The sequence below is a fragment of the Paeniglutamicibacter psychrophenolicus genome (assembly GCF_017876575.1).
Classification (GTDB): Bacteria; Actinomycetota; Actinomycetes; order Actinomycetales; family Micrococcaceae; genus Paeniglutamicibacter; species Paeniglutamicibacter psychrophenolicus.
In genome coordinates this window covers 1,727,193-1,752,717 of sequence record NZ_JAGIOE010000001.1, presented here as the reverse complement: position 1 = coordinate 1,752,717, position 25,525 = coordinate 1,727,193, and the positions used below count along the sequence as shown (strand labels likewise).

At 67.1% G+C, this 25,525-nt stretch carries 22 protein-coding genes and 1 riboswitch; of the genes, 11 read left to right on the top strand and 11 right to left on the bottom strand.

The features are described 5' to 3' along the window. Positions 1-14 precede the first annotated feature (14 nt). The 4 genes from JOF46_RS07785 to JOF46_RS07770 all read left to right on the top strand — a co-directional run bounded on the left by JOF46_RS07785 (position 15) and on the right by JOF46_RS07770 (position 3,264). Complete coding sequence (locus JOF46_RS07785; protein ID WP_209906808.1) at positions 15-1,385, top strand: aspartate aminotransferase family protein; 1,371 nt, start codon at positions 15-17, stop codon at positions 1,383-1,385. 69 nt (positions 1,386-1,454) lie between these two features. Beyond that, positions 1,455-1,973 carry a hypothetical protein gene (locus tag JOF46_RS07780; protein ID WP_209906807.1) on the top strand — a complete coding sequence of 173 codons (519 nt, stop codon included), beginning with the start codon at positions 1,455-1,457 and terminating at the stop codon, positions 1,971-1,973. Between the two features lie 97 nt (positions 1,974-2,070). Next, positions 2,071-2,547: a hypothetical protein gene (locus JOF46_RS07775; RefSeq protein ID WP_209906806.1), complete on the top strand. Its 477-nt coding sequence runs from the start codon at positions 2,071-2,073 to the stop codon at positions 2,545-2,547. Positions 2,548-2,670: 123 nt separating this feature from the next. Beyond that, positions 2,671-3,264, top strand: a complete 594-nt coding sequence (locus JOF46_RS07770; protein ID WP_209906805.1) for a hypothetical protein — start codon at positions 2,671-2,673, stop codon at positions 3,262-3,264. Between the two features lie 58 nt (positions 3,265-3,322). Here the strand turns inward: JOF46_RS07770 and JOF46_RS07765 are convergent, their stop codons facing one another. Then, positions 3,323-4,009, bottom strand: coding sequence for a TetR/AcrR family transcriptional regulator C-terminal domain-containing protein (locus tag JOF46_RS07765; RefSeq protein WP_209906804.1), 687 nt, complete (start codon positions 4,007-4,009; stop codon positions 3,323-3,325). Positions 4,010-4,147: 138 nt separating this feature from the next. Between JOF46_RS07765 and JOF46_RS07760 the strand changes: the two genes are divergently transcribed. The 5 genes from JOF46_RS07760 (at position 4,148) to JOF46_RS07740 (ending at position 9,731) form a co-directional block, all read left to right on the top strand. Continuing rightward, positions 4,148-5,815, top strand: coding sequence for an amidohydrolase (locus tag JOF46_RS07760; protein WP_209906803.1), 1,668 nt, complete (start codon positions 4,148-4,150; stop codon positions 5,813-5,815). Between the two features lie 83 nt (positions 5,816-5,898). Continuing rightward, positions 5,899-7,365, top strand: a complete 1,467-nt coding sequence (locus tag JOF46_RS07755) for an NAD(P)/FAD-dependent oxidoreductase (protein ID WP_209906802.1) — start codon at positions 5,899-5,901, stop codon at positions 7,363-7,365. After that, positions 7,362-7,760, top strand: coding sequence for a cupin domain-containing protein (locus tag JOF46_RS22540; protein ID WP_209906801.1), 399 nt, complete (start codon positions 7,362-7,364; stop codon positions 7,758-7,760). The genes JOF46_RS07755 and JOF46_RS22540 overlap by 4 nt, the downstream gene beginning before the upstream one ends. Further along, positions 7,757-9,241 carry a gamma-aminobutyraldehyde dehydrogenase gene (locus JOF46_RS07745; RefSeq protein WP_209906800.1) on the top strand — a complete coding sequence of 495 codons (1,485 nt, stop codon included), beginning with the start codon at positions 7,757-7,759 and terminating at the stop codon, positions 9,239-9,241. The genes JOF46_RS22540 and JOF46_RS07745 overlap by 4 nt, the downstream gene beginning before the upstream one ends. 73 nt (positions 9,242-9,314) lie before the next feature. Beyond that, positions 9,315-9,731 carry a hypothetical protein gene (locus JOF46_RS07740; RefSeq protein WP_209906799.1) on the top strand — a complete coding sequence of 139 codons (417 nt, stop codon included), beginning with the start codon at positions 9,315-9,317 and terminating at the stop codon, positions 9,729-9,731. 37 nt (positions 9,732-9,768) lie between these two features. Here JOF46_RS07740 and JOF46_RS07735 read toward each other — a convergent pair whose 3' ends face one another. Beyond that, complete coding sequence (locus tag JOF46_RS07735) at positions 9,769-10,380, bottom strand: class I SAM-dependent methyltransferase (RefSeq protein WP_209906798.1); 612 nt, start codon at positions 10,378-10,380, stop codon at positions 9,769-9,771. Between the two features lie 189 nt (positions 10,381-10,569). On the opposite strand from JOF46_RS07735, the gene JOF46_RS07730 reads away from it, so the two are divergent. Continuing rightward, complete coding sequence (locus JOF46_RS07730) at positions 10,570-11,901, top strand: YibE/F family protein (RefSeq protein ID WP_209906797.1); 1,332 nt, start codon at positions 10,570-10,572, stop codon at positions 11,899-11,901. A 79-nt stretch (positions 11,902-11,980) separates the two neighbouring features. Continuing rightward, positions 11,981-12,958, top strand: coding sequence for a metal ABC transporter solute-binding protein, Zn/Mn family (locus tag JOF46_RS07725; RefSeq protein ID WP_209906796.1), 978 nt, complete (start codon positions 11,981-11,983; stop codon positions 12,956-12,958). An 87-nt stretch (positions 12,959-13,045) separates the two neighbouring features. On the opposite strand, the gene JOF46_RS07720 is transcribed toward JOF46_RS07725, so the two are convergent. From JOF46_RS07720 to JOF46_RS07680, 9 genes are all read right to left on the bottom strand, one after another. Continuing rightward, complete coding sequence (locus tag JOF46_RS07720; protein ID WP_209906795.1) at positions 13,046-14,191, bottom strand: baeRF2 domain-containing protein; 1,146 nt, start codon at positions 14,189-14,191, stop codon at positions 13,046-13,048. 197 nt (positions 14,192-14,388) lie between these two features. Beyond that, the gene (gene mgtE / locus JOF46_RS07715; RefSeq protein ID WP_209906794.1) at positions 14,389-15,747 is read right to left on the bottom strand and encodes a magnesium transporter; all 1,359 of its coding nucleotides are present in this window, start codon (positions 15,745-15,747) and stop codon (positions 14,389-14,391) included. Positions 15,748-16,243: 496 nt separating this feature from the next. Then, positions 16,244-16,765 (bottom strand): GNAT family N-acetyltransferase, encoded by a 522-nt coding sequence (locus JOF46_RS07710; RefSeq protein ID WP_209906793.1) that lies wholly within the window; start codon positions 16,763-16,765, stop codon positions 16,244-16,246. A gap of 122 nt (positions 16,766-16,887) precedes the next feature. Further along, on the bottom strand, positions 16,888-18,303 hold the full coding sequence (locus JOF46_RS07705; RefSeq protein WP_209906792.1) for an L-serine ammonia-lyase: 1,416 nt from the start codon (positions 18,301-18,303) through the stop codon (positions 16,888-16,890). A 143-nt stretch (positions 18,304-18,446) separates the two neighbouring features. After that, positions 18,447-19,766 carry a serine hydroxymethyltransferase gene (gene glyA / locus JOF46_RS07700; RefSeq protein WP_342592393.1) on the bottom strand — a complete coding sequence of 440 codons (1,320 nt, stop codon included), beginning with the start codon at positions 19,764-19,766 and terminating at the stop codon, positions 18,447-18,449. Beyond that, a complete protein-coding gene (gcvH, locus tag JOF46_RS07695; RefSeq protein ID WP_209906791.1) occupies positions 19,763-20,143 on the bottom strand; it encodes a glycine cleavage system protein GcvH in 381 nt (126 codons plus the stop codon). Before gcvH ends, glyA begins: the two co-directional genes overlap by 4 nt. An 89-nt stretch (positions 20,144-20,232) precedes the next feature. Beyond that, a complete protein-coding gene (gene gcvT, locus JOF46_RS07690; RefSeq protein WP_209906790.1) occupies positions 20,233-21,345 on the bottom strand; it encodes a glycine cleavage system aminomethyltransferase GcvT in 1,113 nt (370 codons plus the stop codon). A 40-nt stretch (positions 21,346-21,385) separates the two neighbouring features. After that, entirely contained in the window at positions 21,386-24,223 is a 2,838-nt protein-coding gene (gcvP, locus tag JOF46_RS07685; RefSeq protein WP_209906789.1) for an aminomethyl-transferring glycine dehydrogenase, read from the bottom strand. Positions 24,224-24,404: 181 nt separating this feature from the next. Continuing rightward, positions 24,405-24,505, bottom strand: a riboswitch (glycine riboswitch). 165 nt (positions 24,506-24,670) lie between these two features. Further along, the gene (locus JOF46_RS07680) at positions 24,671-25,255 is read right to left on the bottom strand and encodes a hypothetical protein (protein ID WP_209906788.1); all 585 of its coding nucleotides are present in this window, start codon (positions 25,253-25,255) and stop codon (positions 24,671-24,673) included. Between the last annotated feature and the right edge of the window lie 270 nt (positions 25,256-25,525).

Sequence of the window (25,525 nt, the reverse complement as noted above, 5' to 3'; positions counted from 1 at the left end):
AAGGGACTACTCCCATGAGCACTTCCGTGAACACCGTGATCACCGCGGAGCAGATTGCCGCGGGCAAGGTCGCCCACGACCTGGACCGCGAACACGTCTTCCATTCCTGGCAGGCCCAGGGCCCGTTCGACCCGATGACCATCATCAAGGCCGAGGGTTCCTGGATCTGGGACGGCGAGGGCAACAAGCTCCTTGACCTCTCCTCGCAGCTGGTCAACACCAACATCGGCCACCAGCACCCGAAGGTCGTTGCGGCGATCCAGGCGCAGGCGGCAGACATCTGCACCATTGCGCCGCAGTACGTCAACAATGCCCGCTCGGAGGCGGCCCGCCTGATCGCGGAGCTGACCCCCGGGGACCTGAACAGGATCTTCTTCACCAACGGCGGGGCGGACGCCAACGAGCACGCGATCCGCATGGCACGCGTGCACACCGGCAGGCACAAGGTCCTCTCGGCGTACCGCAGCTACCATGGCGGCACGCACCTGGCCGTGAACGTCACCGGAGACCCGCGCCGCGTGGCATCCGACAACGCGTCCGACGGCGTCGTGCACTTCTTCCCGGCCTACCCGTACCGCTCCTACTTCAACTCCACAACCGAGGCCGAAGAGACCGAGCGCGCACTGCGCCACCTGGAAGACACCATCGTGCTCGAGGGCCCTTCCAACATTGCCGCCTTGATCCTCGAATCGATCCCGGGCAGCTGCGGCATCTACGTGCCGCCGACCGGCTACATGGAGGGCGTGCGCCAGCTGACCCGCAAGTACGGCATCGTCTTCATCGCCGACGAGGTCATGGCCGGCTTCGGCCGCGCCGGAAAGTGGTTCGCGGTGAACCACTGGAACGTGACCCCGGACCTGCTCACCTTCGCCAAGGGCGTGAACTCCGGCTACGTGCCGCTGGGCGGGGTTGCCATCTCGGATGCCATCTTCGAGACCTTCCGTGAACGCGTCTACCCGGGCGGCCTGACCTACTCGGGCCACCCGCTGGCCTCCGCGGCCGTCGTGGCAACCATCAATGCCATGAAGGACGAGGGGATGGTGGAGAACGCCGCCCGCCTGGGCGCCGACATCATCGGCCCGGCCCTGGAAGAGCTCAAGGCCAAGCACCCGTCGGTGGGCGATGTGCGCGGCACCGGCTGCTTCTGGGCCGTCGAACTGGTCACCAACCGCGAAACCCGCGAACCCATGGCACCCTACGGCGGTTCCTCGCCGGCCATGGCCGCGGTGACAGCGGCGTTGAAGTCCGGCGGCGTGCTGCCGTTCGTGAACTTCAACCGCGTCCATGTGGTTCCGCCGCTGAACATCAGCGACGAGGACCTGCGTGCAGGTCTTGCGGTCTTGGACGAGGCACTCACGGTCGCCGACGGATTCGTCGACGCCTGAGCACTGGGCACTGGGCAAAACCAGACAGCAGAATCCGCAAAGGCCGGATGCGCAAGAAAATCATTTTCTTTGCATCTGGCCTTTGCCGCATTAACGAATCAGCGTCAAGACCCCCGTAAAGCAACGCTCACCTGCTTAGATTGGGCCATGCAAATAATTTCAAGGCATGCGATGGCAGTTATCCTCTGCATGACCGGCTTGGCCCTGGCCGGATGTTCCGCCGCGCAAGATCCACCGGTTCACGGACTGGACCAACAATGGTTTGATGCGGTCTTCGACGATGGCAAGACCGATATCAAGCAATTCCCACGTGGCGGAGGAATCCTGGGAACTGCCTACACCGCCAACGAGATCCCCGGCGGCTGGTATTCGGTGGACCTTGCCTGCAATGGCAAGAAGGAAGCAACTTTCACCGTCTCCCAGGAAGATTCAACCTTGGGTGAAGGAACCATCCCTTGCGGCGAATCCGGGTTCACAACAACAACCATGGATTTGCCGGCCGGGTCAATCTCCGCCACTGCCGTGAGCGGCGATCCAAACACCATGTGGCAGGTACGGTTCCGCCCAAGCACCGAGCCCGGTGCCTAGCTCCCCTGTTTTAGGTCGACTGACCAGTCACAACACGGCTCGGTAATACGCCTAAAGGTCGATGCGGCACGCGCAAATGCCTTGTTAGTCTGGGGCCATGTACCAGCCAGTGGATTTCGCAACCCCGCAGATCCACCTCGCCGTGGCCGGGATCATCGCCGTGTTTGCCATGCCCATGGGCATCCACGCACTGGTTCGCTGGCGCAAGTTCCGCAAGGACCCGGCCCAGCAGCAGACCTACGCGCGGCGCAGGGATGTGGGCATCGAATCGGCTGTCGCCGCCCTCGGAATCATCGGCGCCCTGGTGTTCGCCGGCATGTTCTCAATCGGATGGAAGCAATCCGAAAAGAATCTCGAGGCCAACGTCGAAACCCGCTACGTCGTGTCCGATGTGGTGATGACCAGCTGGAACGGTTCGACTGCCCTGGTCGACCTGGTGGACGCCAAGGGCGTTGCCGCCACGGGGATCGAGGTGTCCTTCGACGCCGTGGGTGCACCGGTCCTGCGCGATGCGGCGTTCGGGCTGGATCCGAAGCATGCCGTGGAACACGCCCTGGACCTGCGCCAGGGCTGAGAGAATCGGTACCTTGGTCTACCCAGGGGCCGTGCTTCTCCACCCCAGGGCCTAGTCGGAAGCCCGAAACCTGCGCCCGGACTCCGATGCGCCGCAGCCCTTCGGCTTCATAGGCTCATAGGCATGACACAGACAGCGCCATCCCTTCCCTCCACGACCGCACGCTCCAAGGCCATCTTCCTGGCCTCCGCTGCCGCCCTGGCGGCCCTGGCGCTCACCGGGTGCGGCGCCCTGGGCATCGAGTCCAAGTACGACAAGAGCGCCAGCCACGAATTCGCCACCGGGGCCGAGGGCAAGGAAAGGAAGGTCCTTCCGTCATGGGTCCCCGACGAGGCGACGAACCTCAAGGAGGTTGTGCGCACCACGGGAAACGAGCGCATCTTGCGCATGGAGTTCGGCGGCGCGCTGCCGGCAAGCTGCACGGCGATCGCCGAAACGGGCAAGCCAAGCGGTGCCGAGCTGTCGGTGGGGCTGGACACCGAGGATCCGGCAGCCGCCCAGGAGATCGCCGGACGCGTGGAATCCCAGTACCAAACACCCCTGCTGGCTGCGGACTGGTGGCCCACCGGCCAGGAGGGAAAGACCACGCATCTGTGCGGAAAGTGGTGGGTGTCCCAGGAAGCCGGGCATCTCACCGCCTACACGCCGGAGCTCAAGGGCATTGCCGAAAGCATCCTCGCGGAGCAGGCCAAGGCCCAGCGCGCGGAAGGAAAGTAGCCGCGCGCTTGCGGGCCGGGGCCGACGGCCAAGGCAGCAGCCGAAACAGGTGCGCCGCTCAGGCTCGAAGCCGCGCGGCGATCCCGCCCAGCAACAGCTCGAGCGCGAACCGGTAGTTCTCCTCGTCCTGGACCCGGGCCATCACCTCCACCGATTCGGTTGCCAGCGGATACTTCCCCTTGGGCACCTGGGCGTAGCTGCGCACCCAGGCCTCGTCGTCCTGCGCGGACTTTTCGCCCAGCAGCAGCAGGCCGGCACTGAAGCCGGTCCAGGCCAGCACGAAGTCCCCGCATGCCCGGTACACCAGTGCCGCCTCCCGCCGTCCGAATCCCGCCTGGCTAAGCGCCGCGAGCATCGCCTCGATGAATTCGCGTTCGCCTTCCTGGCGCGTCACCCGCAATGCGGCAAGCGTGGCGACCTGGGGGTAGTGAAGGAAGCCCGCCCGGATCCGCAGCATCAGATCCCGCACCGAGTCCTCCCAGCCCGTGCCCGGGACATAGCCGTCCATGCCCATGGCGATCACCCGGTCGGCGAGCGCCAGCAGCAGTTCGTCCTTGTCCGCGAAATGGCGGTAGAGCGCTGTGGGATCGGCCCCGAGCTCCCTGCCGATCTTCCGGAAGGAGAGCGCATCGGGTTCGGTTCCGGCCGCAAGCCTCAGGCAGGCCTCGAGGATGACCTCGCGTCCGAGTCCCTGGGCCCGGCGGCGCGGGGCAGGTGCCTTGTTCACTGGCTTGTCTTTATCCATCGGCGGGTGTCGCTCCCTCTTGTCTCGCACTCAAGTCAACAGTGTTGACTTTAGGCCATGGGTGCGATTTTATGAAGTGGGACACTTCTTCAAGGTCGCAGGCAAATCCTGTGCACCTCCGCGTAGACAAGGGCATCAGTGAGCGAGACCTGGCTATTCCACTCGGGCACCATCTTCGATGGCCACAACGTCTTGGCCGCCGGCAGCGCGCTCGCCGTGCGCAACGGCCGGGTCCTGGCCGTGGGCTCCGAGGCGCAGGTCCGCCGCGCGCTTCCGGACCCGGAGAACGATGTTTCCCTGGCCGGCCGCGCGCTGTCCCCCGGCTTCACCGACGCCCACGTCCACGCCCTGATGGGCGGCGTGGAATCCCTGGCCTGCGACCTCACCGGCGCCGACGGCCCGGACGAAACCCTGGCAGCCATCGCCTCCTTTGCCGCCACCCACACCGGCGGCTGGCTCACCGGCGGCGGCTGGACCATGAGCGACTTCCCCGGGGGCACCCCCACCGCCGAATTGCTGGACCCGCTCACCGGTGCGACCCCCACCTACCTGATCAATCGCGACCACCACGGCGCCTGGGTCAATTCCGCGGCACTTGAACGGGCCGGGATCACCGCGGATACGCCGGAACCGGCGGACGGGCGCATCGAGCGCGATGCGCAGGGAAATCCCACCGGGACCCTGCACGAGGGCGCCATGGACCTGGTCAACTCCCTCATCCCCGCCCCCGAGGCAGCCACCCTGCGCGCCGGGCTGCTGGCTGGCCAACGGTACCTTCATTCCTTCGGGATCACCGGATGGCAGGAAGCGATCCTGGGCAACTACGCCGGATACACCGACGCCTCCGTGATCTACCGCGAACTGCACGCCCAGGGCATGCTCACCGGGCAGGCCGCCGGAGCCCTCTGGGTTCCCCGCGAGACCACCCTCGCCTCCGTTCCCGCCCTGGTCCAGGACTTCCTGGCCCGCCGGAAGGAAAACGCCGCCGCCGGGTTCCGCACCACCACCGCGAAGATCATGGTCGACGGGGTCGCGGAAAACCGGACCGCTGCCATGCTCGATCCCTACCTGCGCTCCTGCGATTGCGTCCCCGGCTCCCCGGGCGACACCGGGCTGCGCTACCTCTCCGCCGAGGTGCTCACGGCTGTTGCCGTGGCGCTGGACGCCGCCGGGTTCGACCTGCACCTGCACGTCATCGGCGACGGTGCCGCCCGCATGGGCCTGGATGCACTCGAGGCTGCCCGTGCGGCCAACGGCGCCACCGGCGGGCGCCACCACTTCGCCCACCTGCAGGTCATCCACCCCGAGGACGTCGCCCGATTCGGGGCCCTGGGCCTGAGCATCAACGCCCAGGCGCTCTGGGCCTGCAACGACGAGCAAATGGTGGAGCTGACCAACCCGATCCTGGGCGAGGAACGAGCCGGATGGCAGTACCCCTTCCGTTCCCTGATCGACGCCGGGGCACACCTGGTCATGGGATCGGACTGGCCGGTCTCCACGCCCGACCCGCTCGCGGCCATCCATGTCGCGGTCAACCGCACCGACCCCGACCACCCGGAGGCCGCACCGCTGGTCCCGGAGCAGGCCATCACGGTGCTGGAGGCCATGCGCGGGTACACGGCCGGCAGCGCCTGGGTGAACCGGGACCATGCCGGCGGAAACCTTCGCCCCGGGGCACGGGCCGACCTGGTGCTGTTGGATGCCGATCCGTTCTCCATCCCCGCCCACGACCTGCACCGGGTGGGGGTGGAACTCACCCTCGCCTCCGGGCACGCGGTCTTCACCCGTGCCACCTCGGGCGTCTAGGGCCACCGGTTCCCCTCAAGTTCTCCCCCCGCACGCATTCTTCACACGAACCCACGTTCACTTCATTCATGCAAGGAACCTCCATGAGCAGCATTCCTGCCACCTCCAATGGCATCCCCGTCTCCTTTGACCGCATCGAGGCGGCCGTCTCCGGGTCCACCATCGACGCGTCCCTGTCCGGCACCGACTACTCCCCCTATTGGCTGCAGCACCCCGACCGCCCGGCCCCGCTCCCCGCGTTGGAAGGCAGCATGTCCACCGACCTGCTGGTCGTCGGCGGCGGCTACTCCGGGTTGTGGACCGCGCTGCTGGCCAAGGAAGCGGACCCGGCCCGCGATGTCACCCTGATCGAATCCGAGACCATCGGCTGGGCCGCCTCCGGGCGCAACGGCGGGTTCTGCGAGGCATCCCTGGTGCACGGGGAATCCAACGGCGAAAAGCACCTGCCCAAGGAAAACAAGCGGCTCACCGAGCTCGGCGCCGAAAACCTCGCCGGCATCGTTGAAACCATCCGGAAGTACAACATCGACTGCGACCTGGCACCAACCGGGGTGCTGAACGTCGCCACGGAAAAGTACCAGGTGTCCTGGCTCAAGGAGGAAGCGGCGGCCAATCCCGGGGCGCCCTTCATGGATGCCGACGAGGTGCGCAGCCACATCAACTCGCCGATCTTCGAGGGCGGAAACTGGGAAAAGCACACCGCCGTGCTGGTCCACCCGGCCAAGCTCGCCTGGGGCCTGCGCCGGGTCGCCCTGGAGCTGGGCGTGAAGATCTTCGAGCACACCAAGGGCGAGGAACTCGTTTCCACCCCCGATTCGATCGGGGTGCGCACCGGGGCGGGGCACATCACCGCCGCGCGGGTCGCGCTGGCCACCAACGTGTTCCCCTCGCTGCTCAAGCGCCATCGGATGCACACCATCCCGGTGTACGACTACGCCTTGATGACCGAGCCGCTGACCGAGCAACAGCGTGCGGCCATCGGCTGGGAGGAAGGCATGGGCCTGGCCGACATGAACAACCGTTTCCACTACTCCCGCCCCACCGTGGATGAGAACGGCGGCTGGCGCATCCTCTTTGGCGGCTACGACGCCGTCTACCACTATGGGCGGGGCGTCAAGCACCAATACGACACCCACCACGAGACCTTCCGGAAGCTCGCCGCGCACTTCGTGGGCACCTTCCCGCAGCTGGAGGGCATCAAGTTCTCCCACGCCTGGGGCGGTGCCATCGACACCTGCAGCCGCTTCTTCGCCTTCTTCGACACCTCGCACGGCGGCCGGGTCGCCTATTGCGCCGGGTACACCGGCCTGGGCGTGGGCGCCACGCGCTTCGGGGCACGGGTCATGCTGGACCTGCTCTCGGGCGCCAAGACGGAGCTGACCGAGCTGGAAATGGTCAGGAAGAAGCCGCTGCCCTTCCCCCCGGAACCGGTGGCCTGGATGGGCGTCAAGTTGATGACCAACGGGCTGGTCAAGGCCGACCGGAACGAGGGCAAGCGCGGCCCGTTCCTCAAGGTCATGGACTCCGTGGGAATGGGGTTCGACTCGTGAGCACCCCCGACTTCCCGCACCTTCTGGGCGGCCAGGCACTGCGTGTGAACCGCGTGCCCATGGACCACGAACCGGTGGCCCCCGGGCAGGCGGCCGACGAAACCACCACCACTGCGGTGGTGGAACTCGGCACGCTCGCCGGGGCCGAGTTCGGGATCTGGGAGATGGCCGCAGGTTCCATGTACGACGTGGAGGCCGAGGAAATCTTCGTCGTCACCGCCGGGCACGGCACCGTGGTCATCGCCCCCTTCGAGGGCCACCCCGCCCGCACCGCCGATCTGGTGCCGGGAACCATCATGCGCCTGAGCGCGGGCATGCAGACCACCTGGACCGTCACCGAGCCGCTTCGCAAGATCTATTTCACCCCCACGGACACCACCGGGAGCAATTCATGAGCACCACCAGCCAGGGCAACCAGTACATCAACGGCGCCTACCGCGTGGGTTCGGGCCCCACCGCCGAACGCATCAACCCCGCCACCGGGGTGGTCGACTCGGTCATCGATTATGCAGGCACCGGGGATGTCGAGGACGCGGTGGCGGCCGCCGCGGCCGCCTTCACCACCTGGTCGAGGCTGACCCCCGGTGCCCGCTCCGACTTCCTGCTGGCCTTCGCCACCGAGCTGGCCTCCCGCGCCGGGCAACTCGCCGCGCTGGAAACCGCCCAGACAGGCAAGTCCACGCGCATGTCCACCGAGTTCGACGTGCCCGGAACCATCGACAACATCAACTTCTTTGCCGGTGCCGCACGCAACCTGCAGGGCCAAGCCTCCGGGGACTACGCCGGGAACTCCACCTCGATGATCCGCCGTGAGGCCATCGGCGTGATCGGCTCGATCGCCCCATGGAACTACCCGCTGCAGATGGCGGCGTGGAAGATCCTTCCGGCGATCGCGGCGGGCAACACCATCGTGCTCAAGCCCAGCGAGCTGACCCCTGCGACCTCGCTCATCTTCGCCGAGGCAGCCACCGCCGCCGGCATCCCCGACGGGGTCATCAACATCGTCACGGGTTCCGGTCGCGAGGTCGGCGAGACCCTGGTCCGCCACCCGCAGGTGGCCATGAGCTCCTTCACCGGATCCACGGCCGTGGGCAGGCGGATCATGGAAATGGCCGCCGAGACCGGCAAGCGCGTGCACCTGGAACTTGGCGGCAAGGCGCCGCTGGTCGTCTTTGCCGACGCCGACGTGGAGGCCGCAGCCCACGGCGCGGTGGCCGGTTCCACCATCAACGCCGGCCAGGACTGCACCGCCGCGACCCGCGCCTACGTGCATTCCTCGCTGTTTGGGAAGTTCACCGCGCGGGTGGCCGAACTCATGGACGCGATGGTCGTGGGCGATCCCACCGACCCGGACACCGACATGGGCTCGCTGATCTCCCTCGCCCACCGCGACAAGGTCGCCTCCATGGTCGAGCGGGCACGGCAATCCGGTGCCAACGTGCTGGCCGGCGGGCTGGCACCTCAGCTGCCCGGGGCGTTCTACCGCCCCACGCTCATCACCGGAGCCGCGCAGGATTCCGAGATCGTCCAGGACGAGATCTTCGGCCCCGTGCTGGTCGCGCTTCCCTTCGAGACCGACGAGCAGGGCATCGACCTGGCCAACGACACTCCCTACGGGCTGGCCGCCTCGGCCTGGACCGGCAACGTGAACCTGGCCATGCGTGCCGCAGCCCAGATCCAGGCCGGCTGCGTGTGGATCAACGAGCACATCCCGATCGTCTCGGAAATGCCACACGGCGGGTACAAGGCCTCGGGCTTCGGCAAGGACATGAGTTCCTACTCCTTCGAGGAATACACCAACGTCAAGCACGTGCTGATCTCCCATGACACCGACGTGCACAAGGCCTGGCAGGACACCGTCTTCAAGCAGCGGTAGGTCCCGGCACGCCGGCGGGCGGTTGCGGGATCCACAGGGGTCCGGCAACCGCCCGCTGCAGTAGTGTCGAGGCATGGAATTCATCCTCTACCAGGGCACCGCCCCGAACCGGCACGGCCGGTTTCCGGGCGTGTTTGCGCTGGCGAACGGGCTGGCCGCCGCCGGGGCCCTGGATCGTGCTGACCTGGCCTGGCACCGCACCGCCAATGCCGCGGCCAACGCACTGTACCCGGACCCGACCCTTGCCACACCGGACTGCTATGCGCTGCCCGGCGCCCGTTCATGGTTCAAGGTTTCGGCAACGCACCTGCTGGAGATGACCCAGGGGTACCTTCGGCTACTGGACAAGTACGGCATCGGCTGGATCGAGCTGCGTTCAACAAGCCCGGGGACGATCATGCATGAAGACGAGGTCCAGGTCGTCGTGGTTCCCGTGGACACCGAGGAGCACCGGGACGGATTCCGGGCACCGCTGCACGAGACCCGGTGAAGTGGCGAAAAGCCATGCCCCTTATCACTGACCCGGGCTAGTTGTCTCCGACGTTCCTTCGGGCGAGAATCGCGCCGTGGGGCCGCCGGCCCGGGTCGGTCCGCGTGTGGACCCCATGCACGGTGAATCCGGCGTCCTCGAGCTCGCCGGACAGTTCCCGCACCGGCCACCGGTAGGCCGTCACGACCTGGTGGTCGAAGTCCTCGAGGCGCGCACCCTCGAAGAACCCGGTCACGAGGTATCCGCCGGGCTTGAGGCAGCGGGCGAATTCGCGCAGGATCCTGCCCACGTCCGCGGGATCGGTGTGGATGATCGAGTACCAGGACAGGATCCCGGCCACCGATCCGTCCGGCATCTGGAGGTCTTCGAGGTTTCCCTCCGTGAAGGGCACCCGGGGGAAGCGTTCCCGCGCACACTCGACGAAGGCCGGGACAAGATCCACCCCCAGGACCTCGGCACCGTGTTCCTGCAGGAAATTGGTCCACTGGCCTGGCCCGCAGCCGGCATCGAGGATCAACCCGTCGGCAAGCTTCGCCATCTCGAGCACCAGGTCTAGGTCATCTCGATGCACGTGTTCCATGGAGCCCACGGCCTGGATGTATTCATCGGCACGCCGGGAGTAGGCATCGCGCACGTGGGCTCTGGACATGGGATCAATTCTAGCCAGAGGCACCAGTACATCCGCGACCCGGCCGCCATCCGATGTCCCGTTCCGACACCGTCCCCGGCCACCGCCGGCGGGCACACACCCCAGTTGTTCTTGTCGAATCGCTACACTGTTTCCTTGGGCAATACTTGGGGTCACAAGGCCTTCCAACCGATCTGGAGCTGAACTTTCATGGGTGGACACCACCACGGCGACGTGCTCGTCGACCCGGCCAGGCGCCGCCGCGCCAACCTCATCCTGTGGTTCCTGTTGGCCCCGGTCGGGGTGCTCGCCTTCGTGGCAACCCTGGTGCTCTGGCCCAGCGGCGGCATCACCCAGGCACCCCTGGGTGATGTCTTTGACACCGCGAACGGCGTGGAGCTCTCCACCGGCACCGTCACCCGGACCGTGAGCGAGACCTGCCCCTCCACCCAGGGCCTGGACGAGGTCGGCGGCAAGGAACTGCTGTGCGATATTTCCTACGTTTCGCCCGAAGCCGGTGGCGCATCCTTCGCCCTGGAGGTGCCCCCGGAGACGACCCAGTCCCGGCCCCTGGTGGCAGGGGACAAGATCAAGTACCTCGATCTGTCGCACACCACCGATTCCTCGGCACCCTACGTCTTTGTTGACTTCGTGCGCTCGACCCCGCTGGCCCTGCTGGGAATCATCTACGCGGTGGTCGTCTGCCTGGTCGCGCGGTGGCGCGGGCTGCGTGCCCTGGCCGGGCTCGTTGGCGGGCTGGCCTTCATCGTCGGCTTCATGATCCCGGCGCTGCTGGAAGGCGAGTCCCCGATGCTGGTTGGACTGACCACCTCCACCGTCGTCATGTTTGCCGCCCTGTATTTTGCCCACGGTTTCTCGGCCAGGACCTCCACGGCCCTGCTCGGGACACTTTTCGGGCTGGGAGTCACCGCGGCGATTGCCGTCTGGGCCACCGATGCGGCGGCGCTGACCGGGGCCACCGACGACGCGGCGCTAACACTGAGCACCGTGGTGCCGCAGCTGAGCCTGTCCGGGTTGCTGTTGTGCGGCCTGCTCATTGCCGGCATGGGAGTGCTCAATGACGTGACCATCACCCAGTCCTCCGCGGTGTGGGAGTTGGCGGAGATCGCCCCTCATTCCACCGCCCGGCAGCTTTTCGCCTCGGGGATGCGCATCGGCCGGGACCACATCGCCTCGACCGTGTACACCATCGCCTTCGCCTACGCCGGCGCCGCCCTGCCGATCCTGGTGCTGGTCAGCCTGTACGACAGGCCCCTGGTCGACACCCTCACCACGGGCCAGATGGCAGAGGAGGTCATCCGCATCCTGGTGGGCTCGATCGGCCTGGTCCTGGCCATCCCGGTGACCACCGCGATAGCGGTGGCCGTTGTCAAGGCGGTCGGCTCGGGCGCCGCGCCCGCCGAAACCATCTCCCGGCAAGCCGGACGGCGGGCCCTGGTGCAGCAGCCGTCGACACCGGTTCCGGATGCGCCCCGGCCGGCAGGAGTCCCGGTGGATGCGGGCCGACACCCCGACGACTAATGCGAATGATTCTTGTTTAAGTTAGGGTGGGAATCCGAACGCATCATCCCTTCACCTGACACAAGGAACTTCCCGCCCCATGAATCGCCGCACCCGCACCCTGCTTCCCCTGGCCCTCGCCGGAACCCTCGCACTTGCCGCCTGCGGCGGCAACGCCGCCGGCGACGAGCCCGCCCCCGGCAGCGAGAAGCTCCAGGTGGTCACCAGCACCACCGTGTACGCCAACCTCGTCGAAAAGATCGGCGGCGACGCGGTCCAGGCCACCGCCCTCATCGACTCCCTGTCCCAGGACCCCCACTCCTACGAGGCCACCTCGCGTGACAAGCTCGCGATGTCCAAGGCCCGGCTGGTCATCGCCAACGGCGGCGGATACGACGCCTTCATGGATGTGCTGGCCAAGGACCTTGGCCTTCCCGCGGCCACGGTGATCACCGCCGTGGACACCTCCCCGGTGGCCGAGGAAGACGAAGCCGCCGACGAACACGACGACCACGCGGGCGAAACCACCGAGGACCATGCCGGCCACGACCACGCGGCCTTCAACGAGCACATCTGGTACGACCTCGAATCCATGCGCCTGCTCACCGCCGAGATCGCCGCACGCCTGGCCACCCTCGAGCCGGCGAAGGCCTCCACCTTCACCGCGAACGCGACGGAACTGGCCACCGAGCTCCAGGGCCTGGAAACCAAGGTCGCAATCCTGCGCGGGTCGCTGGAAGCCAAGCACTTCGCCATGACCGAACCGGTGCCCTTCCACCTGCTCGAGGACCTGGGAATGGAGGACGCCACCCCCGAGGGCCTGAGCGAATCCATCGAGGGCGGCGGCGAGGTCTCCCCGCAGGCGTTCAACGAGATGGGCACGTTGTTCGACAACGGCGCCATCGACGTGCTGGCCTACAACACCCAGACCGAAAGCCCGCAGACCGAACGCATCCGGGCCCTGGCCGACGCGGCCAACGTCGAGGTCATCGACTTCACCGAGACCCTGCCGCCGAACACCGACTACGTCTCCTGGATGGACGCCAACATCCGGGCCCTGGAGGCACTGGCGAAGTAGCATTGCCTCCCGCCGGGCAGGAAAAAGGTCCGTGGGGTGCGAACCGGTGGTTCGCACCCCACGGACCTTGCCGTTTTCCTACTGCGCTCAGGTCGCCGGTTCGGCGGCGTTGGGCCAGCGCAGCAGCGCGGCGATGCCCACGCCCTCGGGCAGCACGCCCTCGGGCACATAGCGGATGGTGGCATCGGTCAACGCCGTGGCACGCAGCAGCACCTCGGGGGCCGGCCAGGACCCGATGACCGATTCGGAATGTTCCTCGGAGTCCTCGCCGCACAGCCACGGGTCGGCATCCAGGGCCATGAGCGTCTCATCGTCCTGGTACTGGCCCACCAGCACCGTGTCGGCCTGTGCCTGCTGCAACGCGGCCACGACCTCGTCGAAGCCCAGGGCCAAGTCCGGCCGGTCGTTTCCGGTGCGGTTGGCCACGCGCTTGGACAATTCCTCCACATCCCGGCCCAGGACCTCGTCGACCTGTCCCTGCACCGCGGCGGCGAAGGCCGCCTGGTCCGCGCCTCCGGTGCGCGTGTGCTGCTCGAGGATGCTGGTGATCGGCTTGTGCGCCGAACCGAGCTTGCTTGCCACCAGCTCGCGGGCCTTGATGTCCCCGGCCAGCACGATCAGCCTCACGTAGTTCTCGCGGGCCAGCTCGTCGATCTGCTTGGCCAGCTCGTCGGCGTTGCGCCGCCAGATCTCCTCGGTGTTGGAGCGGTTCTTGGGTTCGTCGTAGCGTCCCGGAACCTTCCGGGCATGGTGTGCCTCCTCGGGGTCCCCGGTGACGCCGCGGCTCTCGCCGACGCCCTGGACCGAGGAATGGTAGAGCCGCACCTCGCCGCCGTCCTTGCTGGCCTCGGCCACCAGGTAGGGGAATTGCCCACCGCGGGCCCGGGCCAGGGCGACCAGGTTGGGGAACGGGCCGCAGTCGACGTCCGCTGCCTCGACCTTCAGCCCGTCAATGAGCTCGTCGAGTACGACCTCCCCGTTGTTCACCGCAACGAAGCGGGCCACCGGGGATGCATGGCCCTGCGCCGGCACCAGCGCTTCGGCCAGGGCGGCGATGTCGGCCTCCGAGGCCTGCTGCGAAGCGAGCAGCTTGCCCACGACCCCGGGCAGTGCGTCAACCGCTTCCTGGGCCGCGGTCGTTCCAAGCGAAACGTCTACGAGGGCGGTACACCATTGGCCCTCTCGACGGTAGAGCGAGGCGTCGATTCCTGTGGAACCTGCGCGTGATGCCATGGGGGAGCTCCTTCCCACGCGGGGAAGCCCGCGTGCCGATTCGAACCGTCTGCTCACCGTAGCACCGCTGGAGGTCCCGCCGAAAGGGTCTGCCCAGAAGGGCGTCCAGCCGGTACGATGATCTCATCCGTGCCCCGCGGCCCCGGCCCGTGAGCCCGAATGAACCGGCACGTCGGGGCCTGTTTGCCGTGCTTTTCCTAGAGCCCCAGCACGCTGGTGGCGATGAGGAAGTAGATGATCAGCCCGGCCGCATCCACGAAGGTGGAGATGAACGGGTTGGAGAACACCGCCGGATCCGCGCGCACGGCCTTCCCCAGCAACGGCATCAGCCCGCCGATGCTCGCGGCCATGGTGCACACCCCCAGCAGCGTGAGCCCGATGACCAGCCCGATGGGCACGGTGAAGGCCAGCGAGGCGATCGCGAAGCCCAGGGAGCCGAGCAGCAACCCCAGCATGGCCCCGACCCGCACCTCGCGCACAAACACCTTGAACACGTCGCGCGGGCGCACGTCCCCCAGCGCCAGGGCGCGGGTGATGGTGGTGGCCGCCTGGTTGCCGGTGTTCCCGCCGGTGCCGATCAGCAGCGGGATGAACAGCGAGAGCACCACCTGTGCCTCGAGGGTCGCCTCGAACGCGCCGATGACCTGGACAGTCAGCGTCGCACCGAGCGCCAGCACCAGCAGCCACACCACCCGGGCCCGCACGATGGCGCGCACCGGGGTTGCCAGGTAGGGCCGGCGCAGCGGCTCGGTGCCGCCGGACCGGGCCGCGTCCTCGGACTCGGCGTCCTCCAGGATCCGCAGCGCGTCATCGACCGTCAGGATGCCCACGAGGCGTTCCTCGGCGTCAACGATCGGCAGCACCAGGACCTTGGCGTCGGCGCAATAGCGGGCGGCTTCCTCCGCGTCGAGCGTCGCCCCCACGCTGATCGGCTTCTTCATGATGTCCTGCACGCGTTCGGCCGGTTCGGCGCGCAGCACGTCGCGCAAAGACACCACGCCCACCAGGTGCCGGCCCGTGTCCGTGACCAGGATGGTGTAGACGGACTCGGCGTCGTCGAGCTGCTTGCGCACCCGCTCCAGGGTCTGGCCCGCGCTCAGCCCGGGGTGGGTGATCACGAACTCCGGGCTCATGTAGCGCCCGACCGCGCCCTGCGGGTAGCCCAGCACGGTGCTGGTCAGCGCGCGTTCCTTCTCGGTCAGTCCCAGGATCAACCGGTTCGCCACCGATGCCGGCAGCTCGTCGAGCAGCGCCACCCGGTCATCGGGGCTCATCGCCGCAAAGACCTCGGCAACGTCGGCTTCCTGCAGGCCAGCGACCAGGTCGGCCTGCAACGAGGCGTCAAGTCGCTCGAAGACCTCCATGGCCCGGTCCTTGGGCAGGGTTCGGTAGGCAAGCGCCCGGTCAAAGGTGTTCAGGCGTTCAAGCTGTTCCAGCGCCTCGGCGGTCCCCAGGGGGTGGAACACCTTTGATGTCGCGGCAATGTCGTTGGCGGCCAGGGCCTTGGCCAGTTGTTCCGCGCTGAAATCAAACGAGCTGGTGGGCGTCTTGATCATGATCCGGTTCCCTCCGGTGAAAACACACGCATGCATCGCGCCGGCGCGTGCCGGCGACGTGTGCCAGGAATGGGTGGTGTGGGCTGGGTGTTGCGCAAAAGACACAACCGCGCAGCAAGCGCCGGAATCCTCGGGACGGCCCGCGGTGGCCTCCAGCCGTGATCCGTTCATCGGGGATCTGCATCCCTGGGCGCGGTGCGCGCCAGGGGGTGCGTGGGGTCCATTCCCCCCGGCGCACCGGTGCGTGGCATCCGGCGGAGGAGGGGAGGATCAGTGCTGGAGGGTCAGGGGTTCCCGGGCACCCGGGTGGTGCTCGCGCGGCGTGGTAGATCGACTAGGTCCGTCATCCATGCGTGCGGTCACCTCCATCCGTCCTCAGGGCCCGAAATTCCCTGGGCGGCCTCCGTTTTCCGGGCAGGTCGCACCGGGTCGGGGCGTCCTTCCCATCCTAGGCCACCACTGCTTCGAACGGCCAATGCGGGTCCTGCCCCAGGGTTCAGCCCCGGGGCGTCGCGGCGGTGGGAACCCAGTACCGCTTGGTGGGCCCGTCGGAGGCCTCGATGATGTTTTCCAGCACTCCCCCGTTGGCCTCGATGGTGCGGGCCGAGGCGAGGTTGTCTTCCCGGCAGGTCACCAGCGCCGTGCCGATGTTGCGCTGGGCCAGTTGCGCCAGGGACTGGCGCAGGATCTCCGTGGCGTGGCCGCGCCGCCGGTGCGCCGGACGCACCGCGTAGCCGATGTGCCCGCCGACGGCCCGCAGGTTCTCGTTGAGCTCGAACCGGATGGATGTGCGGCCCACCAACTGCCCGTCGACGAAGGCACCCCACAGTGCCGAGCGCACCCATCCCGGAGGCAGGCCCAGTCCGTCCTCGTGCGCCTGCAACTGTTCCAGGTAGGAATCAAAGCCCCGTCGGGATGAGTAGCCGAGCAGGAAATCGAAGTCCTCGGCGTCCAGTTCGGTGCGCGCGGCAAGCGCCTCGGAGCTGTCGGCGGCCGTGAAGGGGCGTATCTCAAGCATGGATCGAACGCTACCAGCCGGAGCCCCGCACCGGAAAAGGGCGACGGCCCGTTCGGTGCCGCGACCCGGAGGATTCCGGGACACGGCACCGAACGGGCCGCAACAAGCTACGGGCTACGCCGCTAGCATTCGATGACGTTCACGGCCAGGCCGCCCATCGCGGTTTCCTTGTACTTCGAGCTCATGTCCTTGCCGGTCTCGCGCATGGTGATGATGACCTCGTCGAGGGTCACGTGGTGCTGCCCATCTCCCATCAAGGCCATCTTGGCGGCGTTGATGGCCTTGGACGCGGCGATCGCGTTGCGCTCGATGCACGGGATCTGCACGAGCCCGCCGATCGGGTCGCAGGTCAGGCCCAGGTTGTGTTCCATAGCGATTTCCGCGGCGTTTTCCACCTGGTCAACGGTGCCGCCGAGGATCTCGGCCAGTCCGCCGGCGGCCATCGAGGAGGCCGAGCCGACCTCGCCCTGGCAGCCGACCTCTGCGCCGGAGATCGAGGCCTGCTCCTTGTAGAGCACCCCGATCGCCGCGGCGGTGAGCATGAAGCGCACGATCACGTCCTCGCGCTCCTCCTGGTTCCAGTACTTGGCTCCGGGTGCGTAGTGGGTCGCGTAGAACATCACCGCGGGGATGATGCCGGCAGCGCCGTTGGTCGGGGCGGTGACCACCCGTCCGCCGGAGGCGTTTTCCTCGTTGACGGCCAGGGCCACCAGGTTGACCCATTCCTGCCAGAACACCGGGTCGCGGTCCTTGTCTTCCTTGGCCAGGCGCTTGTGCCATTCCGGTGCGCGGCGGCGGACCTTCAGCCCGCCGGGCAGCACGCCCTCGCGTTCCAGCGAGGCGTTCTTGCAGTCCTCCATGACCTGCCAGATGTGCAGCAGGCCGGAACGGATCTCTTCCTTGGAGCGGTAGGCTTCCTCGTTGGCGGCCATGACCCCGGCGATGGACAGCCCGGTGGTGGCGCAGTGCTCGAGGAGCTTCGCGGCGGTGGTGAACGGGTAGGGCTGCTTGTTGACCGCTTCCTTGAAGTTTTCCGCCAGCTTGTCCTCGGCGCCCTCGCGCACGATGAAGCCGCCGCCCACCGAGTAGTAGGTGTCCTCGGCCAGGACGTTGCCGTCCGCATCCAGGGCCGCCATCTTCATGCCGTTGGTGTGCCGCGGCAGGATGGTCAGCGGGTGCTGGATCATGTCCTCGACCTTGTAGTCGATCTCCTTGCCTTCACCCTCACCCACGGCCTTGCACAACTGCAGCTTGCCCGTGGCGGCCATGTCTTCCAGGCGCGCATCGACTTCCTCGGGCAAGATGGCCTCGGGCTCGTAGCCCTCGAGGCCCAGCATGATCGCGGTGAATGTTCCGTGTCCGCGGCCGGTGGCGGCCAGCGAACCGTAGACATCGACGCGCATGGTGGCGATGTTCGCGAGATGTTGTTCGCGCACCAGCTTGGCGGCGAACGCGTGGGCCGCACGCATGGGTCCCACCGTATGCGAGGACGATGGCCCGATGCCGACGGTGAAAAGATCAAAAACGCTGATAGCCACGAGAATACTTCTTTCAAGAGACACTGCTGGGGTGGGAGCCGACGCGCGGATTGGTGAGGCGCGTCACTGTCGGTGGTGCAGAGACCGCGAGCCCGGGACCTTGTGGATCCCGGGCTCGCAGCGAGGTTGTTGGCGAACCGGGATTAGGCCAGTTTTGCCAATTCCGGGTACAGCGGGTGGGCGTTGGCCAGGGCGGTGACGCGGTCCTTGAGGGCCGCGAGGGTGTCCTGGTTGTTCTCCGTGGTGCCCGCGATGAGGGTTTCGGCGATGATGTCCGCGACCTCCACGAAGGCGGCCTCGGAGAAGCCGCGGGTGGCCAGCGCCGGGGTGCCGATCCGCAACCCCGAGGTGACCATCGGCGGGCGCGGATCAAAGGGGACCGCGTTGCGGTTCACGGTGATCTCCACCTTCGCCAGCAGGTCCTCGCCCTGCTGCCCGTCCAGCTCCGAGTGGCGCAAATCCACCAGGACCAGGTGCACGTCGGTGCCGCCGGTGAGCACGGAAATGCCGGCCGCCGCGACGTCCGGGGCGCACAGGCGTTCGGCCAGGATCTTGGCCCCGGCAATGGTGCGTGCCTGGCGTTCGGCGAACTCGGGCGTGGCCGCGATCTTGAACGCGACCGCCTTGCCGGCAATCACGTGCTCCAGCGGGCCGCCCTGCTGTCCGGGGAACACCGCGGAGTTGATCTTCTTGGCAATCTCCGCGTCGTTGGTCAGGATGATGCCGCCGCGCGGACCGGCCAGGGTCTTGTGCGTGGTGGAGCTGGTGACGTGGGCGTGCGGAACCGGGGACGGGTGCAGACCGGCGGCCACCAGGCCGGCGAAGTGCGCCATGTCCACGAACAGGTACGCGCCGACCTTGTCGGCGATCGCGCGGAAGCGCTCGAAGTCGAGCTGGCGCGGGTAGGCGGACCAGCCGGCCACGATCATCTTGGGCTGGTGTTCGATGGCCAGGGCCTCGACCTTGTCCATGTCGATGACCAGGGTGTCCTCCTCGACACCGTACGGGACGATGTTGTAGAGGCGCCCGGAGAAGTTGATCTTCATCCCGTGGGTCAGGTGACCGCCGTGGGCCAGGTTCAGGCCCATGACGGTGTCGCCCGGACGGATCAGCGCGTGCATGACCGAGGCGTTGGCCTGGGCACCGGAGTGCGGCTGCACGTTGGCGAACTTGGCACCGAACAGGGCCTTGACGCGTTCGATGGCCAGCGTCTCGACGACGTCGACCTCCTCGCAACCGCCGTAGTAACGGCGGCCCGGGTAGCCCTCGGCGTACTTGTTGGTCAGCACCGAGCCCTGCGCCTGCATCACGGCCAGCGCGGTGTGGTTCTCCGAGGCGATCATCTCCAGGCCGCGCTGCTGGCGGGCCAGCTCCGCGTCGATGCGCTGGGCGATCTCCGGATCGAGCGTCCCGATGTCCTGCGTCAGCGACGCGGGGGCAAGGGATTCGTAAACTGCGGTCACGCTACATCGCCGCCGTTGGCGGAGGCGTAGTCGGCTGCCGAGAGCAGCGGGCCCTCTTCGGTGACCTCGACGGTGAACAGCCAGCCGGCGCCGTACGGGTCCTCGTTCAGGATGGCCGGGTTGTCGATGGCGTCCTGGTTGACGGCAACGATGGTGCCGGTGACCGGTGCGTACAGGTCGGAAACGGACTTGGTCGACTCGACCTCGCCGCAGGTCTCGCCGGCGGTGATGGAGTCGCCGACCTCGGGCAGGTCGACATACACGACGTCGCCCAGTGCGTCGGCGGCAACCTGGGTGATGCCGACCTTGGTCGGGGTCGAGGCGTCAACCCATTCGTGCTCGGCCGAGTAACGAAGGGATGCGAGAACCTTGCTCATGGGGGTGTTTCCTCTCAAAGAATGTGGGTAAAGAAGTTAAGCCGGTTGATCGGTGGCTGGGGCACGGAGCGCCCCCGCCACCGACAACGTTACTTGGCTCGGGTGTAGAACGGCAGCGCGACGACCTCGAAGGCCTCGGGCTTGCCGCGAAGGTCGACGTCGACCTTCGTGCCGATCTCGGCGAAGGCCGGCTCGACGTAGGCCAGGGCCACCGGGTAACCCAGGGTCGGGGACGGCTGGCCGGAGGTGACGGCGCCAATCTGGGTGCCGTCAACCGAAACCGGGTAGCCGCCGCGGCCGGCGCGACGGCCCAGGCCCTTCAGGCCCACCAGGACCTTCTTGGCGCCCTCGGCCTTGATGGCCTCCAACGCCTTGCGGCCCGTGAAGTCCTCTTCCTTCTTGAAGGACACGATCGGGCCGAGGTTGGCCTCAAACGGGTTGCCTTCGAGGGACAGCTCGTTGCCGTACAGCGGCATGCCGGCTTCCAGGCGCAGCGAGTCGCGGCAGGCCAGGCCCGCGGGGATCAGCCCGTGGTTTGCTCCCGCGTTCATCAGTGCTTCCCAGAGTGCCGGGGCCTGGTCGTTGGGCAGGTACAGCTCGAAGCCGTCCTCGCCGGTGTATCCGGTGCGGGCCAGCAGCACGTCGAAGCCTGCCACCGTGGCGTCGTCGGCAGCGTAGTACTTCATGTCGCTGACCAGCGACTTGGTGGCCTCGTCGACCAGTTCGTGCAGGATGGCCACGGAGGCCGGGCCCTGCACGGCGATCAGCGAGGTGTCCGCCGAGGCGTCGGTGACAACCACGTCGAAGCCGGCCGCACGTTCGGCAAGTGCCGCGGCAACCACCGGGGCGTTGCCGGCGTTGGGCACCACGAGGAACTTCTCCTCGCCGCGGCGGTAGGTGATCAGGTCGTCAATGATGCCGCCTGCTTCGTTGCAGATGACCGAGTACTTGGCGCGGCCCACGGCCATGATTGCCATGTTTCCGGCCAGCGCGGAGTTCAGGAACTTCGCCGCCTCGGGTCCCTCGACCCAGACCTCGCCCATGTGGGAGAGGTCGAACAGGCCCGCGGTGGCGCGCACTGCCTTGTGTTCGGCCAGTTCCGAACCGTACTTCAGCGGCATGTCCCAGCCACCGAAGTCGGTGAAGGAGGCGCCGAGTTCAGCATGCTTGGCATGCAGGGAGGTTTTCTTCGGGTCGCTCATCAAGCTACCTTTCGTGAGGCAAGAAACGAGTGGTCTTGGATTAGTCTTCGAAGGCTTCGGGAGCCGGGCAGGAGCAGATCAGGTTGCGGTCTCCGCCTGCGCCGTCGATGCGTCCCACCGTCGGGAAGTACTTGTCCACGCGCAGGGCATGGACCGGGAAGGCGGCCTGCTCGACGGTGTACTTGCGGTCCCAGGCGGTGTTGACCACTGCTGCCACGGTGTGCGGGGCGTTGCGCAGCGGGGATTCCTCGATGGAGAAGTCCCCGGCGAGCACCTGCTGCATCTCGGCGTGGATGGCGATCATGGCCTCGATGAAGCGCTCGATCTCGCCCAGGTCCTCGGACTCGGTCGGCTCCACCATCAGGGTGCCGGCAACCGGGAAGGACAGCGTCGGGGCGTGGAAGCCGAAGTCGATCAGGCGCTTGGCCACGTCCTCGGCGGTGACGCCGGTCTTGTTGGTCAGCTCGCGCAAATCCAGGATGCACTCGTGCGCAACCAGGCCCTTGTTGCCGGTGAACAGGATCGGGAAGTACTCGTTGAGGCGGCTGGCGATGTAGTTCGCCGAGAGGATGGCCGTCTTGGTGGCGTCGGTCAGTCCTTCGCCGCCCATCATCGCGATGTAGGCCCAGGAGATCGGCAGCACGCCGGCGGAGCCGAACATGGTGGCGACCACGGGGATGCCGTCGCGGATCGAGTAGCTGCCCGAGGCGTCGCCCGGCAGGAACGGGATCAGGTGCTCGGCAACGCCGATCGGGCCCACGCCCGGTCCGCCGCCGCCGTGCGGGATGCAGAAGGTCTTGTGCAGGTTCAGGTGCGAGACATCTCCGCCGAACTTGCCCGGCTGGGCCAGGCCCACCAGGGCGTTCATGTTGGCACCGTCGATGTAGACCTGGCCACCGGCCGCGTGGACCTTGTCGCAGACCTCGCGCACGTCGGCGTCGTACACGCCGTGCGTGGAGGGGTAGGTGATCATGATGGCGGCAAGGACGTCCTTGTTTGCCTCGATCTTGGCATCCAGGTCCGCGGCGTCGATGGAGCCGTCGGCCGCGGTCTTGACCACGACGACCTTCATTCCGGCGAGCACCGCGGAAGCGGCGTTGGTGCCGTGCGCGGAGGCCGGGATCAGGCAGACCTCGCGGGCGGTGTCGCCGTTGGACAGGTGGTAGCCGCGGATTGCCAGCAGGCCCGCGTACTCACCCTGCGAACCGGCGTTGGGCTGGATCGAGACTCCGGCGTAGCCGGTGATCTCTGTCAGGCGGCCCTCGAGGTCGGTGATCAGTTCGCGCCAGCCCTCGGTCTGGTGCGCCGGGGCGAACGGGTGGATGGAGGCGAATTCCGGCCAGGAGATGGATTCCATCTCGGCGGTGGAGTTCAGCTTCATGGTGCACGAGCCCAGCGGGATCATGGTGCGGTCCAGGGCCAGGTCGCGGTCCGAGAGCTTGCGCAGGTAGCGCAGCATCTGGGTCTCGGACTTGATGGTGTTGAAGATCGGGTGGGTCAGGTAGTCGCTGGTGCGCTGCACCGCGGCCGGCAGTTCGAAGCCCTCGGCCGTGAAGGACTCGCCCTCGATGCCGAAGACCCCCGCGAGAGCGGCCACGTGTGCGGAGGTGGTGGCCTCATCGGTGGAGATGCCCACGGTGGTGGCGTCCACGCGGCGCAGGTTGATGCCCGCTGCCTCGGCCTTGGCGATGATGGCGCCGGCGTCGGCGACCTTCACCTGCACGGTGTCGAAGAACGAGTCGGCAACCAGCTGGAGGCCGGCACCGGAAAGGAACGTGGCGATGGTGCGGGCGTGGTTGTGGGCGCGCTGGGCGATGCGCTTGAGGCCCGCCGGGCCGTGGTAGACCGCGTACATCGAGGCCGTGATGGCCAGCAGCGCCTGGGCGGTGCAGATGTTGGAGGTGGCCTTTTCGCGGCGGATGTGCTGCTCGCGGGTCTGCAGTGCCAGGCGGTAGGCCGGGTATCCGGCGTCATCCTTGGACACGCCGACCAGGCGGCCGGGCAGCTGGCGCTCCAGGCCGGTGCGCACGGCCAGGTAGGCGGCGTGCGGGCCACCGAAGAACAGCGGGACACCGAAGCGCTGGGTGTTGCCCACGGCGATGTCGGCACCCTGCTCGCCCGGTGCGGTGATCATGGTCAGGGCCAGGATGTCGGCGGCAATGGTGACCATCGCGCCGCGTTCCTTGGCGGCGGCAATGACGGCGGTGTGGTCAACCACGGCGCCGTTGTTGCCCGGCTGCTGCAGCACGATGCCGGAGATGTCACCCTCGGGCAGGCCCTGGGACAGGTCGGCGATTTCGACCTCGAAGCCGAGGGCCTCGGCGCGGCCCTGGACCACGGCGATGGACTGCGGGAAGAGGTTGGCATCCAGCACGGTCTTGGCGGTGCCCTTGGCCTTGTTGCCGCGGCGCATCAGCAACACGGATTCGGCGACGGCGGAGGCTTCGTCAAGCATCGAGGCGTTGGCGATCGGCATCGCGGTCAGGTCCATGACCATGGTCTGGAAGTTGATGAGGGCCTCGAGGCGGCCCTGGGAGATTTCCGGCTGGTACGGCGTGTATGCGGTGTACCAGGCCGGATCCTCGAGCACGTTGCGCAGGATGACCGGCGGAGTGTAGGTGTCGGAGAAGCCCTGGCCGATCATCTGGGTCTTCATCACGTTCTTGTTCGCCAGCGCGCGCAGGTCGCCCAGGACTTCGGCTTCGGTGCGGGGTGCGGGCAGATCCAACGGCTCGGACTGGCGGATGTCGGCCGGGACGGCCGTGTCGACGAGTTCGTCGATGGAGGAATAACCAAGCTGCGAAAGCATGGTGTCGATGTCGCTGCCCTGTGGGCCAATGTGGCGGGCGACGAACTCAGCGGACGGGGTCACGGTCATGGGGGAACTCCATTGGGTCATCGGCGTGCGCGCACACCGAACGAGCTGCAAGTTCCTCCCCGACCCTGTTGCTGTGACCTGAGAGTTTCCGCGACGTATCCGACACTAGGTAGGAGGGACGTGCTTGCACCTTCGGTGAGCCGCACCGCCGAACGGCGATGTTGCTACTTTCCAGAGTTGCCTCTTCGCGGCGGTACGGGGGCCTGAGAGTTTCCCGGGGAGGAATTGCTCCTACGGCGCCCGACCAACTTTCGCTGAACGGGACTCTCCCGCCGCATGTCAGTGGCTGCGCCTCCTGCGAGGCACGGTTCCCATCCTACCGGCGAAGCATGAGGCAAACAACACGGGGTGCTCCGCCTCAAGCCAGGGCCAACTTTTGGGGCTCCACCAGGGAATTTCCGGGCTTTCAGCCGATGCTGCCCACCCCGCGGGGCCGGGGGGGTGCCCTCAGTCCGCTTCCTCGTCGTCAAGCAGGCAATTCGGCTTGGCCTCGAAGCGCGGTCCGACGTCTATGGAATACGGAATGCCCCACTGGTTGTCATAGCGCACGCGCACGGAATCCAGCGAGGACTCTTGGTTCACGTCGACGGGTTCAAGCGCCATGATGATTGAATGTTCGGGCCGGTCCTCCAAGGTGGCTGGCAACTCGGTGCGGGAAAGCCATGTGGCCTGCATTTCCGGATCACCATCGCCCACCGGGTACTCCCACGCACCAAGTTGCACACCGTCGTGCTGGATACCGGTTCCGGCAAGTGCATAGTTCACCGGGGCCACCAACGTGAGCGCCCGCACCTGGATCGAACGCCCGGGCTTCACCTCGATCCATGGAGTGGTCAAGACGCCCGAAGCCACCCCGGGGGCTGCGGTGCTATGGCAGGTCAAGTTGCCCTGGCCGTACCCAGCCACCGGATCCATCATCCGGTAGCCCGCCCAGCCTGCGATGGCGACCACCACGGCAAGCACTCCGATGGACACGACCGTCAGCGGACTGCTCCGGAAGGTGCCCGCATCCGCATGGATCGACCTTTCCATCGTGAAGTCTCCTTGACTGAACTGGAGTGGCTCTCCGACCTGCGGAGTGGGTATTCAGCCCATCCTAGGTCCCGTTTCCAAGGCGCGCCACGTTGCAAGGGACGCTCGGTTTCGGGCAGGCATCTTCCTTTCGGTTTCGGGCAGGCATCTTCCTTTCGGTTTCGGGTTCCCACGGAGCCAGGCCAGGCATCACATTCCGGGCGGTATATAGAGGTTGAGGAAGACAAAGACCGACATGTTCCCCACGTCAACCAGGCCATGGGACAGCAC

What these genes read in the sequence shown, in the direction of transcription:
- JOF46_RS07785 (WP_209906808.1), top strand. Translation starts at nt 15, where the DNA reads ATGAGCACTTCCGTGAACACCGTGATCACCGCGGAGCAGATTGCCGCG.
- JOF46_RS07775 (WP_209906806.1), top strand. Translation starts at nt 2,071, where the DNA reads ATGTACCAGCCAGTGGATTTCGCAACCCCGCAGATCCACCTCGCCGTG.
- JOF46_RS07770 (WP_209906805.1), top strand. Translation starts at nt 2,671, where the DNA reads ATGACACAGACAGCGCCATCCCTTCCCTCCACGACCGCACGCTCCAAG.
- JOF46_RS07765 (WP_209906804.1), bottom strand. Translation starts at nt 4,009, where the DNA reads ATGGATAAAGACAAGCCAGTGAACAAGGCACCTGCCCCGCGCCGCCGG.
- JOF46_RS07755 (WP_209906802.1), top strand. Translation starts at nt 5,899, where the DNA reads ATGAGCAGCATTCCTGCCACCTCCAATGGCATCCCCGTCTCCTTTGAC.
- JOF46_RS07745 (WP_209906800.1), top strand. Translation starts at nt 7,757, where the DNA reads ATGAGCACCACCAGCCAGGGCAACCAGTACATCAACGGCGCCTACCGC.
- JOF46_RS07740 (WP_209906799.1), top strand. Translation starts at nt 9,315, where the DNA reads ATGGAATTCATCCTCTACCAGGGCACCGCCCCGAACCGGCACGGCCGG.
- JOF46_RS07735 (WP_209906798.1), bottom strand. Translation starts at nt 10,380, where the DNA reads ATGTCCAGAGCCCACGTGCGCGATGCCTACTCCCGGCGTGCCGATGAA.
- JOF46_RS07730 (WP_209906797.1), top strand. Translation starts at nt 10,570, where the DNA reads ATGGGTGGACACCACCACGGCGACGTGCTCGTCGACCCGGCCAGGCGC.
- JOF46_RS07725 (WP_209906796.1), top strand. Translation starts at nt 11,981, where the DNA reads ATGAATCGCCGCACCCGCACCCTGCTTCCCCTGGCCCTCGCCGGAACC.
- JOF46_RS07720 (WP_209906795.1), bottom strand. Translation starts at nt 14,191, where the DNA reads ATGGCATCACGCGCAGGTTCCACAGGAATCGACGCCTCGCTCTACCGT.
- mgtE (WP_209906794.1), bottom strand. Translation starts at nt 15,747, where the DNA reads ATGATCAAGACGCCCACCAGCTCGTTTGATTTCAGCGCGGAACAACTG.
- JOF46_RS07710 (WP_209906793.1), bottom strand. Translation starts at nt 16,765, where the DNA reads ATGCTTGAGATACGCCCCTTCACGGCCGCCGACAGCTCCGAGGCGCTT.
- gcvH (WP_209906791.1), bottom strand. Translation starts at nt 20,143, where the DNA reads ATGAGCAAGGTTCTCGCATCCCTTCGTTACTCGGCCGAGCACGAATGG.
- gcvT (WP_209906790.1), bottom strand. Translation starts at nt 21,345, where the DNA reads ATGAGCGACCCGAAGAAAACCTCCCTGCATGCCAAGCATGCTGAACTC.
- gcvP (WP_209906789.1), bottom strand. Translation starts at nt 24,223, where the DNA reads ATGACCGTGACCCCGTCCGCTGAGTTCGTCGCCCGCCACATTGGCCCA.
- JOF46_RS07680 (WP_209906788.1), bottom strand. Translation starts at nt 25,255, where the DNA reads ATGGAAAGGTCGATCCATGCGGATGCGGGCACCTTCCGGAGCAGTCCG.